This window comes from Streptococcus sp. Marseille-Q7087, from assembly GCF_965111935.1.
Window position 1 is genome coordinate 1025657 of sequence record NZ_CBCOPJ010000001.1, and the last position, 15190, is coordinate 1040846.

At 38.1% G+C, this 15190-nt stretch carries 18 protein-coding genes and 1 other annotated feature; of the genes, 5 read left to right on the top strand and 13 right to left on the bottom strand.

Annotated elements, in window-relative coordinates; all coding sequences use genetic code 11:
• Positions 1 to 116: 116 nt before the first annotated feature.
• Entirely contained in the window at positions 117 to 1103 is a 987-nt protein-coding gene (locus ACWPVF_RS05270) for an L-lactate dehydrogenase (protein WP_061863164.1), read from the top strand.
• Positions 1104 to 1162: 59 nt separating this feature from the next.
• On the opposite strand, the gene sdbB is transcribed toward ACWPVF_RS05270, so the two are convergent.
• From sdbB to ACWPVF_RS05320, 10 genes are all read right to left on the bottom strand, one after another.
• Positions 1163 to 1726: a thiol-disulfide oxidoreductase-associated lipoprotein SdbB gene (gene sdbB, locus ACWPVF_RS05275; RefSeq protein WP_414307438.1), complete on the bottom strand. Its 564-nt coding sequence runs from the start codon at positions 1724 to 1726 to the stop codon at positions 1163 to 1165.
• Positions 1727 to 1738: 12 nt separating this feature from the next.
• Positions 1739 to 2446, bottom strand: coding sequence for a thiol-disulfide oxidoreductase-associated membrane protein CcdA2 (gene ccdA2 / locus ACWPVF_RS05280; RefSeq protein WP_414307439.1), 708 nt, complete (start codon positions 2444 to 2446; stop codon positions 1739 to 1741).
• Between the two features lie 125 nt (positions 2447 to 2571).
• Positions 2572 to 3432 (bottom strand): methionyl aminopeptidase, encoded by an 861-nt coding sequence (locus tag ACWPVF_RS05285; protein ID WP_414307440.1) that lies wholly within the window; start codon positions 3430 to 3432, stop codon positions 2572 to 2574.
• A gap of 15 nt (positions 3433 to 3447) precedes the next feature.
• On the bottom strand, positions 3448 to 4725 hold the full coding sequence (gene spxR / locus ACWPVF_RS05290; RefSeq protein WP_045615002.1) for a CBS-HotDog domain-containing transcription factor SpxR: 1278 nt from the start codon (positions 4723 to 4725) through the stop codon (positions 3448 to 3450).
• Complete coding sequence (locus tag ACWPVF_RS05295; protein ID WP_045615003.1) at positions 4718 to 5269, bottom strand: GNAT family N-acetyltransferase; 552 nt, start codon at positions 5267 to 5269, stop codon at positions 4718 to 4720. The genes spxR and ACWPVF_RS05295 overlap by 8 nt, the downstream gene beginning before the upstream one ends.
• A 16-nt stretch (positions 5270 to 5285) precedes the next feature.
• A complete protein-coding gene (locus ACWPVF_RS05300; RefSeq protein ID WP_454385094.1) occupies positions 5286 to 6545 on the bottom strand; it encodes a UDP-N-acetylglucosamine 1-carboxyvinyltransferase in 1260 nt (419 codons plus the stop codon).
• Between the two features lie 274 nt (positions 6546 to 6819).
• On the bottom strand, positions 6820 to 7113 hold the full coding sequence (rpmA, locus tag ACWPVF_RS05305) for a 50S ribosomal protein L27 (protein WP_006149998.1): 294 nt from the start codon (positions 7111 to 7113) through the stop codon (positions 6820 to 6822).
• A 16-nt stretch (positions 7114 to 7129) separates the two neighbouring features.
• Entirely contained in the window at positions 7130 to 7474 is a 345-nt protein-coding gene (locus ACWPVF_RS05310) for a ribosomal-processing cysteine protease Prp (RefSeq protein ID WP_414307442.1), read from the bottom strand.
• Positions 7475 to 7489: 15 nt separating this feature from the next.
• Positions 7490 to 7804, bottom strand: coding sequence for a 50S ribosomal protein L21 (gene rplU, locus ACWPVF_RS05315; protein ID WP_003002830.1), 315 nt, complete (start codon positions 7802 to 7804; stop codon positions 7490 to 7492).
• A 36-nt stretch (positions 7805 to 7840) separates the two neighbouring features.
• Positions 7841 to 7927: a sequence feature (ribosomal protein L21 leader region), on the bottom strand.
• A gap of 54 nt (positions 7928 to 7981) precedes the next feature.
• Entirely contained in the window at positions 7982 to 8677 is a 696-nt protein-coding gene (locus tag ACWPVF_RS05320) for a YoaK family protein (protein WP_414307443.1), read from the bottom strand.
• A gap of 146 nt (positions 8678 to 8823) precedes the next feature.
• Between ACWPVF_RS05320 and ACWPVF_RS05325 the strand changes: the two genes are divergently transcribed.
• On the top strand, positions 8824 to 9801 hold the full coding sequence (locus ACWPVF_RS05325; protein ID WP_454385097.1) for a Gfo/Idh/MocA family protein: 978 nt from the start codon (positions 8824 to 8826) through the stop codon (positions 9799 to 9801).
• Positions 9798 to 10880 carry a DEAD/DEAH box helicase gene (locus ACWPVF_RS05330; protein WP_454385099.1) on the top strand — a complete coding sequence of 361 codons (1083 nt, stop codon included), beginning with the start codon at positions 9798 to 9800 and terminating at the stop codon, positions 10878 to 10880. The genes ACWPVF_RS05325 and ACWPVF_RS05330 overlap by 4 nt, the downstream gene beginning before the upstream one ends.
• 24 nt (positions 10881 to 10904) lie before the next feature.
• Here the strand turns inward: ACWPVF_RS05330 and ACWPVF_RS05335 are convergent, their stop codons facing one another.
• Positions 10905 to 11282 (bottom strand): DUF1934 domain-containing protein, encoded by a 378-nt coding sequence (locus ACWPVF_RS05335; protein WP_454385101.1) that lies wholly within the window; start codon positions 11280 to 11282, stop codon positions 10905 to 10907.
• 72 nt (positions 11283 to 11354) lie between these two features.
• On the opposite strand from ACWPVF_RS05335, the gene ACWPVF_RS05340 reads away from it, so the two are divergent.
• Positions 11355 to 12659 carry an HD domain-containing protein gene (locus ACWPVF_RS05340; protein WP_454385103.1) on the top strand — a complete coding sequence of 435 codons (1305 nt, stop codon included), beginning with the start codon at positions 11355 to 11357 and terminating at the stop codon, positions 12657 to 12659.
• Positions 12660 to 12671: 12 nt separating this feature from the next.
• Positions 12672 to 13478, top strand: a complete 807-nt coding sequence (gene yidA / locus ACWPVF_RS05345; RefSeq protein ID WP_454385105.1) for a sugar-phosphatase — start codon at positions 12672 to 12674, stop codon at positions 13476 to 13478.
• 75 nt (positions 13479 to 13553) lie between these two features.
• Here the strand turns inward: yidA and ACWPVF_RS05350 are convergent, their stop codons facing one another.
• Positions 13554 to 13880, bottom strand: coding sequence for a 50S ribosomal protein L7/L12 (locus ACWPVF_RS05350; protein ID WP_454385107.1), 327 nt, complete (start codon positions 13878 to 13880; stop codon positions 13554 to 13556).
• Between the two features lie 103 nt (positions 13881 to 13983).
• The gene (locus ACWPVF_RS05355) at positions 13984 to 14856 is read right to left on the bottom strand and encodes a hypothetical protein (RefSeq protein ID WP_454385109.1); all 873 of its coding nucleotides are present in this window, start codon (positions 14854 to 14856) and stop codon (positions 13984 to 13986) included.
• Positions 14857 to 15190: the final 334 nt, after the last annotated feature.

Below are 15190 nucleotides of genomic sequence, written 5' to 3' on the forward strand. Positions count from 1 at the left end.
GTAAAACGTTTACATGTTTATCCCGAAGGTATATCCGTGACAAAGCTTAGCAAAAGTGATAGAATGAAATCAAATGGGGTTTCCCTCTTAATAAAATAAAGGAGATGTTTAGACAAATGACAGCAACTAAACAACACAAAAAAGTTATCCTCGTCGGTGACGGTGCCGTAGGTTCATCTTACGCTTTTGCCCTCGTAACACAAGGAATTGCACAAGAACTTGGTATCATTGAAATTCCTCAATTGTTTGAAAAAGCAGTTGGTGATGCTGAAGATCTTAGCCACGCGCTAGCTTTTACTTCACCTAAAAAAATCTATGCAGCTAAGTACGAAGACTGTGCGGATGCTGACCTTGTAGTTATCACTGCTGGTGCTCCTCAAAAACCAGGCGAAACTCGTCTTGATCTTGTTGGTAAAAACCTTGCTATCAACAAATCAATTGTTGAACAAGTTGTTGCATCTGGATTTGACGGTATCTTCCTTGTTGCTGCTAACCCAGTTGACATTTTAACTTACTCAACTTGGAAATTCTCAGGATTCCCTAAAGAACGTGTTATCGGTTCAGGTACTTCACTTGACTCAGCTCGTTTCCGTCAAGCACTTGCTGAAACTATCGGTGTTGATGCTCGTTCAGTTCACGCCTACATCATGGGTGAGCACGGTGACTCAGAATTTGCCGTTTGGTCACACGCTAACGTTGCCGGTGTTAAATTGGAACAATGGTTACAAGCTAACCGTGACTTGAATGAAGCAGATCTTGTTGAACTCTTCATCTCAGTTCGTGACGCTGCTTACTCAATCATCAACAAAAAAGGTGCAACATACTACGGTATCGCGGTAGCTCTTGCTCGTATCACAAAAGCTATTCTGGATGATGAAAATGCAGTTCTTCCACTTTCAGTATTCCAAGAAGGTCAATACGGTGTTGAAAACGTCTTTATCGGTCAACCAGCTATCGTTGGTGCTCACGGTATCGTTCGTCCAGTTAATATCCCATTGAATGATGCTGAAACTCAAAAAATGCAAGCATCTGCTCGTGAATTACAAGAAATTATCGATGAAGCATGGAAAAATCCAGAATTCCAAGCTGCTTCTAAAAACTAATTATATTAAACTAAAAAAAGAAATGTCTAGATAAAATTGTCTAGACATTTTTTATAACTCTAATTCATTTGAGCAAAAGCTGCTTCAGCATCTGCGTTACTAATTGCCCCTAATTGAATCTTAGCAATTTTACCCTGTGAATCAATTAAATACTCTGTAGGGATACTACGAATTTGATAGGCTTGAAAAACAGATCCTTTTGTATCATATAAAACGGGAATGTCTTTATAGCCTTGATCCTCAAACCACTTTGGAAATTGATCTACAGTTTTTTCACCTTGAAGCCCTGGCGCAATGACAGATAAAATTTCGAAATCACGATCTTCCTTAGCAGCAAGCTCCATCAATTCTGGCATACTCTTCTTACATGGTCCACACCAAGATGCCCAAAATTTAAGATAAACTTTTTTACCTTTATAATCAGATAATTTCACTTCTTTTCCATCCATCGATTGAAGGCTAAAGTCAGGTGCCTCTGCTCCTACAGCCACTTGCTTCACAGTTGTTTGCTGTTGTGGCTGACTTGTTTGATTTTGTTGACTTGATTTTTTTTCTTCCTTGCCACAAGCAATCAAAAGAAAGATAGATAAGAAACTAAGTCCAAAATAGATAATTTTTTTCATGAATAACTCCTTTTATCCTAATATTCCAGATAAGATATTTAATTGTCCCAACATTAATAAAATTCCCATGAGGATAATCAGTAAACCACCAATTCTCTTCAATAAGAGGAGGTGAGATTTGATTTTATTAAAATAGGGCATAATAAGACCTGATGCCAAGGCAAGAACTAAAAATGGAAGCGCCATTCCGAGAGTATAGATAAGGGTTAATAAAGCCCCCTGAAGAGCTCCATTTCCTCCCGAGGCAGCCAATGCTAAAACAGAACTTAAAACTGGACCAATACATGGAGTCCAACCAAAGCTAAAGCTGATACCAAGTAAAAAGGCCGACAGATATTTACTAGACTGTTTTTGCTTAAATGTTACTGTTTTTTGGAACTCTAATTTACGTAGATGAAGGATTTCCATCTGATGCAACCCCAATATGATAATCATGATTCCCATGACATAACGGAACCAGTCAGCATAAAGTAAATTCCCAAGGAATCCTGCTCCAAATCCAAGAATAAAGAAAATGAGAGAGATACCAGCAATAAAACAGAGGGTACGAATCAATCCTGACCAGGCAACATCTTTACCCAAAAAACGAAATGTCTTTGACTCCTCTTGATCATCTAATAGAACACCTGCATATACTGGTAGCAGGGGAAAGATACAGGGAGAAAAGAACGATAAAACCCCAGCAAAAAATACAGAAATAAAAAATAAAATACTTTCCAATTAAGAACCTACTTTCATTTAGTTATATTTTATTTTACTATAAAAGAAAACGTTTGTAAGATATCTGCTACGCAAATTTATTTTCAACTTGAAAGAATCAAAAAAGGAGCTCAGCTCCTTTTTGATTAATAAGTTCCCTCTTCACCTTGACTGGTCAAGATTACAGGGCCATCTTTGGTAATAACAAACTGATGCTCGTACTGACAAGATAGACCGCCGTCAATCGTTTTATGAGCCCATCCTGTTTTCATATCTGTATCGATTTCCCAATCACCTGTATTAATCATTGGTTCAATCGTCAAAACCATACCTTCACGTAAGCGGAGACCACGACCTGCGATACCATAGTTAGGAACCATTGGCTCTTCATGCATAGTTGGACCAACACCATGTCCTACAAGATCGCGAACAACTCCATAGCCACGACTTTCAGCATATTCCTGAATAGCAGCTCCAATATCACCGATACGGTTTCCTACAACAGCCTGTTCAATTCCCTTATACATAGCTTCCTTGGTCACGTCCATTAAGTTTTTAACTTCTTCTGACGGTTTACCAACAGCGTATGCCCAACAAGAATCAGCTAATCCACCTGTAAAGTTTTGAGTATATTTTTTCATCTTCTCAACGTTGTTAAAATTGAGTTTAGAAACATTGAGGTCAGACTTAGCGATTGGTCCTCCAAGAACCATATCAACCTTGAGTAAATCACCTTCTTTTAAAATATAGTGGCGTGGAAAAGCATGGGCTACTTCGTCATTGAGTGAGCAGCATGTTGCATAAGGATAATCCATGATGGCTCCATCGACACCGATCTGTAGTGGAAGGAAATTTTCTTCTTTACAACGACGGCGCACATATTCTTCTACTTCCCACATGTCTACACCTGGTTTGATGATATCGCGCAAGCCAATGTGGATGCTTGCAAGAAAATCACCAGCCTTGTCCATAGCTTCAATCTCTCTAGCTGATTTTAATGTAATCATGTTCTCTCCTAGATTCTAATTAATTTTTACAGTAACATTTGCTTTTGATACAATTTGATGATTGAGATAAATGTCATAATCAATAATAGCCGATCGTCTCGTATGATGAATAATTCTAGCCTGAATACGTAGAACATCATCAATCTGAACAGCCTGTAAGAAGTAAATCAACATTTGTTCAATGATGAGGTTACGCCCACTATTAACGACCAAGTCTTGCGTCATATGAGTCAAGATTTCTGAAAGAACACCATTTGCAAGGACACCATTTTTCTCAAGCATGAAAGGTTCTACTGTAATGACAACCTCATCATGATGATAAGACAACTTTTGCCCAATCTGCTCAGAAAATGTTGGTAGAGCTGAAACCTGAGAACGACTCATTTTTTCCATGACATCCCGTCTAGTAATGACACCAAGTAAGGTTTGATTGCTCCTCACAACGGGTACCATTTCAAAGTCTTCAGCAATCATTCTCTGACTAACGTTAGCGATATTTGTTGCTAATCCAGTCATGTAGACAGTTCTAGTCATAACCTTATCAATGGTTGTTCCTGGAGATTTATCTCCTGCATCTCGCATGGTGACTACCCCAACAACGACCTGATGCTGATTGATGACAGGGAAACGACTATATCTATTCTTTCGAACCAAGTCTAAATAATCCTTTACAGTATCTGTTTCCTGTAAAAAACCATATTCATGACTAGTACGATAAATCTTTTCAACTGTTAAAATATCGGTTTTGATTTGAACATTTGACAAAGCACGGTTAATCATCGTCGCTATTGTAAATGTATCATGCTTGCTTCGTAATACTGGAATATTCTTCTTATCAGCTGCATTCAAAACATCTTTATGAACTTCAAATCCACCTGTTACCAAGACAGCATTCTCATTTTCAAGTGCCAACAATTGGATACGTGTTCGGTCACCAACAATGACTAATCCACCATCATGAAGGTATGAAAGTATATTTTTCTCAGTCATCGCCCCGATGGAAAATTTACTAAATTCTCTATTCAAACCAGCTTGTCCGGCTAAAACTTCTGAACCAGTAACTTCTGCAATTTCTGCAAATGTTAGCTTTTCGATGGCAACTTTTTTAGACTTAACACGAACAGTCCCACTTCGAGGACGTGTTTCAACTAAACCTCTATTTTCAGCCTCTTTGATAGCACGATAAGCCGTACCATCACTAACACCCAGGCGATTGGATATACTTCGAACACTGACTCGTTTTCCAACTGGTAATTCTTCCAAGTAGGCTAATATTTCTTGGTGTTTACTCATTTAGTTCCCCTTTTGTATAGCGAAATTCTAGATAATCTCGCATCTTACGAGTATAGCGATCGCTACCTTTGAAACGACGTGATAAAACAAAGCCTGATTTTTGTGCAACCTTTTGGCTGGCAGTATTTTCCAGATGCGTCACAATCAATAATTGCTTTATGTCGAATTCGGTCATGGATAAATCCCGCAATTTGCTAACAGCTTCAGTCATATATCCCTGAGACCAAAATTCTTTCCTTAAAAAATAGCCAATTTCTGCTTCTTTCCTAATTTCATCCAACTTCTCAAACTTGATTGCTCCAATCATTTTTTCTTCTTTTTTATCACAAATGGCCCAGATTCCCAATGGAGATTTCATGAAATAGTTAGCAAGGGCATATTGGCTTTCTTCAATACTTGCTTGCGTTGGAAAAATAAACTGGAGATTTTCAGGGTCTGAAGCTAACTGGTGGAAGTCTTCTACGTCCGTAAAAAAGAATGGACGGAAATACAATCGTTCCGTCTCATAGAAAGAAAACATTGCTAATTTTGTCCAGATATTCATACTTATCCTCAAATTACTAATCTTCGATTAGCTCAATATCTGCTCCAAGATTACGCAATTTTTCGATAATATTTGAGTAGCCTCGAAGGATAAATTCAACATTGGTAATCTCTGTTTTGCCTTCAGCCATTAAACCAGCAATAACCAAGGCGGCTCCAGCACGTAGGTCTGTCGCCTTAACTTTTGCACCCTGTAAAGGATTTCCGCCCTTATAAAGGATGTGGTCGTTTGTAGTTGAAATATCTGCATTCATTTTGGCTAATTCAAAAACATGGTTAACACGTTTTTCATAAATTGTATCAATCAATGTTCCACGACCTTCTGCTTTTAATAGCAAAGGAGTAATTGGCTGTTGAAGATCTGTAGCAAATCCCGGATATGGTGCTGTTTTGATATTAACAGCCTTTAAATTTGTTTGCTCTTCGACAAAAATACTGTCTTCAGAAACAGTCATGTGAACTCCCATCTCTTCAAGTTTAGCAATAAAAGCTTCTAAATGCTCATAGAGTACATTATTGATACGTATCCCTTGGCCAACTGCAGCAGCCATTGAAATATATGTACCAGCTTCAATACGATCAGGAATAACTTGATGACGAGTTCCATGTAAAGACTCAACTCCATCTATGGTAATCATATCTGTACCAGCCCCACGAATGTGAGCTCCCATATTATTTAATAATGTAGCCACATCAATGATTTCAGGCTCTCGAGCAGCGTTCTCAATGACTGTACGACCTTGAGCCTTTACCGCTGCAAGCATCGTATTAATAGTTGCTCCGACACTGACAGTGTCCAGATAGATGTGTGCACCTTGCAATTTAGAACCATTTGTTGAGAGATTCATATTGTTTCCCTCATAGGATGTGTTAGCTCCCATAGCTTCAAAGGCTTTTAAGTGCAAATCAATCGGACGAGGACCTAAGTCACATCCACCAGGTAAACCAACTGTTGCTTCACCGAAACGTCCAAGCAGACTACCGTAGAAATAATAGGATGCGCGAAGACTATTAATCTTACCATATGGCATTGGTTTATTTTGAACACCACGAGGATCAATTTCTAAAACGTCATCATAGCGCTTAACACTAGCTCCCATGATTTCCATAATTTCAATTAAACTGGCTACGTCTGAGATGTCTGGTACACAGTCCAAGATAACAACATCATCTGACAAAATAATAGCCGGAATCAGAGCTACCACACTATTTTTTGCTCCGCTTATAGTTAACTCACCCTTTAATGGACGGCCACCGTTAATGACAATTTTTTTCATTAATTACTATATACTCTTTCACTATTTATTCATAAGGTCTCACCCTATATTATACCATATTTCTTTCTTATTATCTATCAGTATAAATGAAATATATTGCTAATCTCTCAAGTAATTTCTACTAGTTTTAGGTTAAATTTTATCAGTTCGTCTATCACTGCTTTTTATTTATAAAAAAGCTTCCCGAAAACTCGGAAAGCTTTATTTAATGCTACTTAGAGCTTCCTCGCCTTTTTATTTCAAGGCTCGGGATAAAAAGGTTCACTGGACCTTTTTATTTTGCGATTGGATAAACAGAAACTTGTTTCTTATCGCGACCTTTACGTTCAAAGCGTACTACGCCTTCAACTTTAGCGAACAAAGTATCGTCTCCACCACGACCAACGTTTACACCTGGATAGATGTGTGTACCACGTTGACGGTAAAGGATTGATCCACCAGTTACAGTTTGTCCGTCAGCTGCTTTAGCTCCAAGACGTTTAGCTTGTGAATCGCGTCCGTTTGATGTAGAACCTCCACCTTTTTTGTGGGCGAAAAGTTGCAAGTTGCTAAGAGTCATTTTTAACATAATGTTTTCCTCCGTGTTAGTTTTCTGTGATAACTCTGGTTTGGACGAACTCAGAAGAGTTCTCCGATAAGTTTGCCATACCTAAGAAAAATGATTCGAAGAATAACTGCGTCATTTCTCTCTGGTGTGAAGGAAGATCAGTTGGAATTTCAACCATCAGATAACCACCTTCATTTTCGTTTAATTCTAAGATTGGTTCGTAGCCTGCAAATTTCTCAATGGAATTGATGAAGTTTATGGCAAGCGTAGAAACCGATGCACACACGACATCTAGGCCGTATTCGCCACTCTCGGCGTGTCCAGTAATCTCCGCACTCCTCAGCTCGCCATCTTCGGCTCTCTCAAAGACTGCTTGTATCATGTGTTCTCCTTAAAATTAAGCGTTGATTGCGTTGATGACAACTTTTGTATATGGTTGACGGTGACCTTGTTTACGATGGCTACCTTTTTTAGGTTTGTACTTGTATGTAACAACTTTCTTTTGTTTTCCTTGTTTTTCAACAGTTCCAACAACAGTAGCTCCAGAAACAAGTGGAGTTCCAACAACAGTGTTTTCACCACCAACAAGAACAACTTCGTTAAAAGTAACTTCTTGACCAGCTTCAACGTTCAATTTTTCAACGTAGATAGCTTGACCAACTTCAACTTTAACTTGTTTTCCGCCAGTTTTGATAATTGCGTATGTGCTCATCATGCACCTCCTATGAATTTTATGGGTTTCCCCGTATTTTTTGTGAAGACTCGCCTAGCATCGTGGGACGAACCACTTATACTTGAAAATCAAGCAACGATGTTCGTGCGGTTGCACAGGAATGTGCATAGTCAACTCTAAAAGTATAACATGTTTCTAATTTTTTGACAAGTATTTTCAATCAAAATGATGTGTTTTCTGGTACTTTTTTTGCAGAGAAGATAAAAGCATACTTAGATAAAAAATGCTCATCATGATTGGAATGCCTAAAATCGTTTTCTCAGTGAAAAAAATTGTCAAATAAGCCGAGAACACTACTCCAAAAACAAAACTACTAAGCAAGCTTACAAAGATAAGACCTTCTAGTAAAAAAGGTGTATGTTTGGTCCTGACATATTCTCCAAAAGCAAGCATAGTCCGTTTGATATTTCCTGTCATAAATGCATTGTTGTAGGCAATACCAGAAACCTGACCAAAAGCCGTTGTTACAAGTCCCATACAAAAGGCAAGAGGCGGTACAATGTAGATATTGTCAACCGTTAAGGGAACAAAGCCAATTATTAAGGACAAGATAGCAAGTGGAATTAACGATAAAATCGGTTTTTTTACCACACGTAATTTTTCCTTATAGACAGTCAATAGAAAGACGCCCATCATGAAGGAAAGCAAGGTCATGACTTTTGTACTTGCATCTGACACATTATCTTGAATGATTCCAACGGAAAGAAATACAACGTTCCCCGTTTGCCCAGCAACCAAGGTATTCCCTCTTACAATAAACGTATAGGCATCTACATAACCTGCACAGAAAGTCAAAAAAAGCGCCAATCTTTTTGAATGACGAGAAATTTTTCTCATAGGTAATAATCTCATACTAATCTCCTAAATATACTGTGACTATTGTACCATTTTTTCTAGAAATTTCGAAGCATCAAAGCAAAAGAATTATCTCAAGGTAACGAGTTGACTCTTTCTATGTTATAATGAAATCAATCATTACTTGTGGAAAAGGAGTAACTATGCTAAAACTTGGTATCATAGGAACTAGTTCAATCAGCCATCATTTTCTAGAGGCTGCCCATACTAGCGGGAAATTTCAACTGGGTGCAGTTTATTCAAGAAAAATAGAAACTGCAAAAAAGTTTGTTGAACAGTATCAGGGCGTTAAGCTATTTGATCAGCTAAATGATTTCTTGAATGATTCATTCGATGTGGTATACATTGTTAGTCCAAATTCCCTGCATTTTAGTCAGGCAAAGATGGCCTTATCTGCTGGGAAACATGTTATCCTTGAAAAACCAGCTGTCACTCAACCACAAGAATGGCAGGAATTAGTTCAAACGGCTAAAGATAATAAATGTTTTATCTTTGAAGCAGCACGTAACTACCACGAAGATGCTTTTGCCACAATTAAAGACTTTCTTGCAGACAAGCAAATTCTTGGTGCAGATTTTAACTATGCTAAATACTCTTCTAAGATGCCTAACCTCCTTGCTGGCGATACTCCTAATGTTTTCTCAGACCGTTTTGCAGGTGGTGCACTTATGGATCTTGGTATTTATCCGATTTATGCAGCTGTTCGCTTATTTGGAAAACCGACTCATGCAACCTATCAAGCTCAGAAACTAGATAATAGCATTGATTTAAATGGGGATGGTATTCTCTCCTATCCTAACTATCAAGTACACATCAAAGCAGGAAAGAATATCACTTCTAATCTTCCTTGTGAGATTTATACGACTGATGGAACATTGACTCTCAATACAATCGAGCATATTCAATCAGCTATTTTCACAGACCATCAAGGAAAAGAACTTCAACTTCCTATCCAGCAAGCTCCTCACAATATGACTGAGGAAGTCACTAATTTTGCAAACATGATTAAACAAGCAGACCCAACTCTCTACCAATCTTGGATTGATGATGCGACACACGTCCACAACCTACTTTACACTATGCGCCAGGATGCTGGCATTAGATTTGAGGCAGAAAAATGAAAAGCAAACTACCTACCGAATGGCAAGAATTGATTGACCAACTGGGATTCCAAGAATTTACTCCCATTCAGACTCAACTTTTTGAACCTATAACAGAAGGTGAAAACCTACTTGGAGTCAGTCCAACTGGTACAGGGAAGACTTTAGCCTATCTCCTACCTAGTTTACTTAAACTCCAAAAGAAAAAAGCCCAGCAACTGTTGATTTTAGCTCCTAACACTGAACTTGCTGGCCAAATTTTCGATGTTACCAAAACTTGGGGCGAAGCTATCGGCTTAACCGCTCAGCTATTCCTTTCAGGTTCAAGTCAGAAACGTCAGATTGAACGTCTTAAAAAAGGACCAGAAATTCTGATTGGAACACCTGGTCGTATCTTTGAACTCATCAAATTGAAAAAAATCAAGATGATGAATGTAGAAACCATCATTCTGGATGAATTCGACCAACTGCTAGATGATTCTCAGATTCATTTTGTTGAAAAGATTACCCACTACGCTCCTCGTGACCACCAACTCATCTATATGAGTGCGACTACCAAATTTGACCAAGATAAGATTGCACCTAGCACGCGCACCATTGATCTATCAGACCAAAAGTTAGACAACATCCAACACTTCTACATGCAAGTAGACCAACGTCACAGAGTAGATATGCTTCGGAAACTAGCACACGTCGATGATTTCCGCGGCCTCGTATTCTTTAATAGCTTGTCAGACCTTGGAAGCGCTGAAGAAAAATTGCAATATCGCGATGTTTTAGCAGTTTCACTTGCGAGCGATGTCAACGTTAAATTTAGAAAAGTTATCTTAGAAAAGTTCAAAGATAATCAACTGACACTACTTCTTGCGACAGACCTTCTAGCTCGTGGTATCGACATTGATAGCCTGGAATGCGTGGTAAACTTTGATGTCCCTAGAGATATGGAAACTTACACTCACCGCGCTGGACGTACTGGACGTATGGGCAAAGAAGGCTATGTGATTACTCTTGTAACCCATCCAGAAGACCTCAAAAAACTGAAGAAATTTGCAAGTATACGGGAGATCGTCTTAAAAAATCAAGAACTCTATATCAAATAAGGTTGGCTTTTGCCAACCTTATTCTTATCCCCAAGTAATTTCTAAACGGTAATCCGCAAATGGAACTCCTTCTTTGTTTTGCAACTGATAGGCTAGCTCAATCTTCTCTCCACCAACTTCATAGTGGCTAGTTTGAATGATAAACTCCTGCATACCCATAGGTGTTGGAATATAGGCTAAACTATCGGAATCCTTCAGAAAACGCATGATAGTCTTGGGATTTGAGAAGCGCGTCATGACGAGCTCTTCTTTCTGAAACTTAATCACAACCTTTTCTTGCTCTTCATTGTAGAAAAGGAGATAAGAAAAATCTCCCTTTTCACGTAGTTCTACATCATAAAGTTGGTCGATTACTTCCAATTGTTCATCGAACTGGATAGTATTTCTCATTCTAATCTTCACAAGAGTTCCTCTTTCTTCTCACTTATCCCTACTATTTTACCAAAAAGGCAAGGAATTTGCTATAATGGTCTTATGAATGAAAAAGTATTTCGTGACCCTGTTCACAACTATATCCACGTTAACAATCAAGTCATTTATGACTTGATCAATACCAAAGAATTTCAACGGCTCCGTCGTATCAAACAGTTAGGGACATCTAGCTATACCTTCCATGGCGGAGAGCATAGTCGTTTTTCTCACTGTTTGGGTGTCTATGAAATTGCCCGTCTAATCACTGAAATTTTCGAAGAAAAATACCCTGAAGAATGGGATTCCAATGAGTCTCTCTTAACCATGACTGCAGCGCTTCTCCACGACCTTGGACATGGTGCCTACTCTCATACTTTTGAGAATCTCTTTGATACTGACCATGAGGCAATTACTCAGGAAATAATCCAAAGCCCTGAGACAGAGATTCACCAGGTTCTTTTGCAGGTCGCACCAGATTTTCCTAAAAAGGTTGCTAGCGTTATCGACCACACTTATCCCAACAAACAGGTGGTTCAGCTGATTTCTAGTCAGATCGATGCGGATCGCATGGACTATCTCCTGCGCGACTCCTACTTCACCGGTGCTTTTTATGGCCAGTTCGATCTGACACGGATTCTTCGTGTCATTCGCCCTGTTGAAAATGGTATCGCCTTTCAACGTAATGGAATGCACGCTATCGAGGATTATGTCCTCAGCCGTTACCAGATGTATATGCAGGTTTATTTCCACCCAGCTACACGGGCCATGGAGGTTCTTCTGCAAAATCTTTTGAAACGTGCCAAAGAACTCTATCCTGAAAATAAGGACTTCTTTGCCCTAACATCCCCACATCTACTGCCTTTTTTTGAGAAAAAGGTAACCTTATCTGACTATCTTGCACTTGACGACGGGGTTATGAACACCTACTTCCAACTCTGGATGACTAGTACAGATAAAATTCTAGCTGATCTTTCGCAACGTTTTATCAACCGTAAGGTCTTTAAATCTATTACTTTTTCTCAGGAAGACCAAGACCAGCTTGAAATCATGCGGAATTTCGTAGAAGAAATTGGGTTTGACCCCAACTACTACACTGCTATCCACAAGAATTTTGACCTTCCATACGATATTTACCGACCAGAGTCCGAAAATCCAAGAACGCAAATTGAGATTGTGCAGAAAAATGGTGAGTTAGCTGAACTTTCTAGTCTTTCACCTATCGTCCAATCTCTTGCAGGAAGTCGTCATGGTGACAACCGTTTCTACTTCCCTAAAGAAATGCTCAATCCAAACAATATTTTTGCTTCTACCATTCAACAATTTTCACATTTGATTGAAAATGATCATTTCGCTCCAGATAAGAAATAAAAGAGGAAATTTATGAGTATTAAACTAATCGCCGTCGATATCGATGGTACCCTAGTCAATAGCAAGAAAGAAATTACCCCAGAAGTCTTTGTAGCTATCCAAGATGCCAAACAAGCTGGTGTTAAGGTTGTGATTGCAACAGGTCGTCCTATTGCTGGTGTTGCTAAACTTCTTGACGACTTACAGTTTAGAGATGAAGGCGACTATGTTGTAACCTTCAACGGTGCCCTTGTTCAAGAAACTGCTACAGGACATGAGATTATCAGTGAATCCTTGTCCTACGAAGACTATCTAGATATGGAATTTCTCAGTCGAAAACTAGGCGTTCACATGCATGCCATCACTAAGGATGGTATCTATACAGCCAATCGCAATATCGGAAAATATACCGTACACGAATCAACCCTCGTCAGCATGCCAATTTTCTATCGTACACCAGAAGAAATGGCTGACAAGGAAATCGTCAAGTGTATGTTTATCGATGAACCAGAAATTCTCGATGCTGCTATTGAAAAAATCCCAGCGGAATTTTATGAACGTTACTCTATCAATAAGTCTGCACCATTCTACCTCGAACTTCTCAAAAAAGGTGTAGATAAGGGCTCAGCTATTACACATCTGGCTGAAAAACTAGGATTAACAAAAGATGAGACTATGGCTATCGGAGATGAAGAAAATGACCGTGCTATGCTCGAAGTCGTTGGAAATCCAGTTGTTATGGAAAATGGAAATCCAGAACTCAAAAAAATCGCCAAATACATCACCAAAACAAATGATGAATCTGGTGTAGCCCATGCTATTCGTACTTGGGTCTTGTAAATTTATTAGAATATAAAAAAGCACCTCAGAAGTTAGAGATAAAAAACTAACTCCTGGGGTGTTTTAACTTATGGATTATTCTTCCTCATCAAACATAAGTGCGTCTAATTCTTCTCTTTCAGCCGCAATCTCTTCATAGGTAGTAATAATATTATTTAATATTTTTAAGGTGATAACACCAGTCGAATCTTTCATAGTAACCATGGTTCCAATGCCACTCAAGTCATGAATAAGAACCCTTACTTTTTTTAATTCGTCCAAATCTAGAATATCCACATCCATAACTGAATCATGATTTTTTATTCTTGATTGAATTAAGGAAAGAGTCAAGGATGAAAAGTTTCTTAACAACTTATAGGTCGCTGACTTATCCCCTATAGAATCAATATAAATGGCTAACATCGTCCTTACTCCTTTACTCACACTTTAGCACTCTGAATATTCTACCTTCAATCTCATATCATTGTGTTATAAGACTTTATAAACAGCATTAGCATAGTAACTCCTACTGTAAATCTTTGATAAATGCCACAACTTGACTGTTTGCTATTCTCACATAATATCCACCGCTATTATTAACAAGTTTATCCCCTTCATATTTATCAATCTTTACAGCATAAAGACCGCTAGGTAAGGGTTGATTGTAAAAGAATTCCTTCATTTGCGATTCGAGATCTTTAAGATAAGCATCATATAACTGATCCTTCTTGTCTTCTGGAGTATAGTATCGAAATTGAAATTCTGGTATAAAAATATCTTTTTGGAAAAGCTTTTGAGCATCCATGGGATACATCCCTTGTAATGCTTGTCCATTTTTTTGATTTTCCTCTAAGATTTCATCATAAAGATTCATGTTACCAGAATTACTGTTAAATTGAAAACTGATTCCTTCATACTTCAAATATGTCATTTTTGGGTCTGTTATTGAATTCTCCAATGTTTTTAAAAATTCGCTGGTGCCTGGACTAATCTCAATCCCTAGATAGGCTAGTTCTGGAAAAGTTCGATAAATTTTTTTGTTTTGTTTATAATCTACTTCCGCATCAGTCTTTCTATACGTTTCTTTTTCAGAAGGACGAGTATAGTATTCAAAACGAGAATTAACCTGATAGGTTTTACCATCTATATTTTCAGTGTATGTTCCATGAATTACAAATCCACCAACGCTTGTATAGTTTTTTTCATATTTTTCTAACTCAAACTGACCTGTAAGACCATAGTTCTCATAAGAGCGATGTACAGCTTGCTCAAGTTCATTCCGACTTGCATGGGCAAATAGACCCCACATATCCATCATGGCAATAATAGGACTCAGTACTATGAACATTGCAAATAGTATAACTATGGATAAACAGCCGATTAATAAGCCTTTTTTCATCTCTTTCTCCTAAACATGTTATGTCTATTATAACACGCCATCGATATCTTATGAGTGGTTCAAAATTTGATCAAAGAAAAACACTGCTTATCCAGTGTTTTGTGGCTAGTACTACTTATAAAATACGCTCAGAAAGCCTATTCTAATAGGATTTAGGATAAACTTGGTCAAAAGTTTGTCTAAATTATTTTAGGATTAACCTTCATATTTTTGTAAGAAATGAAATTTAGCGAGACATTTTAAAGATTAAAAATTATCAACACCTTTGTAAAATGACTCTAATTATTTGTACAATGCATAGACTTCGAATCTATAATCAAACTAGACAGAAAGC

What these genes read in the sequence shown, in the direction of transcription:
- ACWPVF_RS05270 (WP_061863164.1), top strand. Translation starts at nt 117, where the DNA reads ATGACAGCAACTAAACAACACAAAAAAGTTATCCTCGTCGGTGACGGT.
- sdbB (WP_414307438.1), bottom strand. Translation starts at nt 1,726, where the DNA reads ATGAAAAAAATTATCTATTTTGGACTTAGTTTCTTATCTATCTTTCTT.
- ACWPVF_RS05285 (WP_414307440.1), bottom strand. Translation starts at nt 3,432, where the DNA reads ATGATTACATTAAAATCAGCTAGAGAGATTGAAGCTATGGACAAGGCT.
- spxR (WP_045615002.1), bottom strand. Translation starts at nt 4,725, where the DNA reads ATGAGTAAACACCAAGAAATATTAGCCTACTTGGAAGAATTACCAGTT.
- ACWPVF_RS05295 (WP_045615003.1), bottom strand. Translation starts at nt 5,269, where the DNA reads ATGAATATCTGGACAAAATTAGCAATGTTTTCTTTCTATGAGACGGAA.
- ACWPVF_RS05300 (WP_454385094.1), bottom strand. Translation starts at nt 6,545, where the DNA reads ATGAAAAAAATTGTCATTAACGGTGGCCGTCCATTAAAGGGTGAGTTA.
- rpmA (WP_006149998.1), bottom strand. Translation starts at nt 7,113, where the DNA reads ATGTTAAAAATGACTCTTAGCAACTTGCAACTTTTCGCCCACAAAAAA.
- ACWPVF_RS05310 (WP_414307442.1), bottom strand. Translation starts at nt 7,474, where the DNA reads ATGATACAAGCAGTCTTTGAGAGAGCCGAAGATGGCGAGCTGAGGAGT.
- rplU (WP_003002830.1), bottom strand. Translation starts at nt 7,804, where the DNA reads ATGAGCACATACGCAATTATCAAAACTGGCGGAAAACAAGTTAAAGTT.
- ACWPVF_RS05320 (WP_414307443.1), bottom strand. Translation starts at nt 8,677, where the DNA reads ATGAGATTATTACCTATGAGAAAAATTTCTCGTCATTCAAAAAGATTG.
- ACWPVF_RS05325 (WP_454385097.1), top strand. Translation starts at nt 8,824, where the DNA reads ATGCTAAAACTTGGTATCATAGGAACTAGTTCAATCAGCCATCATTTT.
- ACWPVF_RS05330 (WP_454385099.1), top strand. Translation starts at nt 9,798, where the DNA reads ATGAAAAGCAAACTACCTACCGAATGGCAAGAATTGATTGACCAACTG.
- ACWPVF_RS05340 (WP_454385103.1), top strand. Translation starts at nt 11,355, where the DNA reads ATGAATGAAAAAGTATTTCGTGACCCTGTTCACAACTATATCCACGTT.
- yidA (WP_454385105.1), top strand. Translation starts at nt 12,672, where the DNA reads ATGAGTATTAAACTAATCGCCGTCGATATCGATGGTACCCTAGTCAAT.
- ACWPVF_RS05350 (WP_454385107.1), bottom strand. Translation starts at nt 13,880, where the DNA reads ATGTTAGCCATTTATATTGATTCTATAGGGGATAAGTCAGCGACCTAT.
- ACWPVF_RS05355 (WP_454385109.1), bottom strand. Translation starts at nt 14,856, where the DNA reads ATGAAAAAAGGCTTATTAATCGGCTGTTTATCCATAGTTATACTATTT.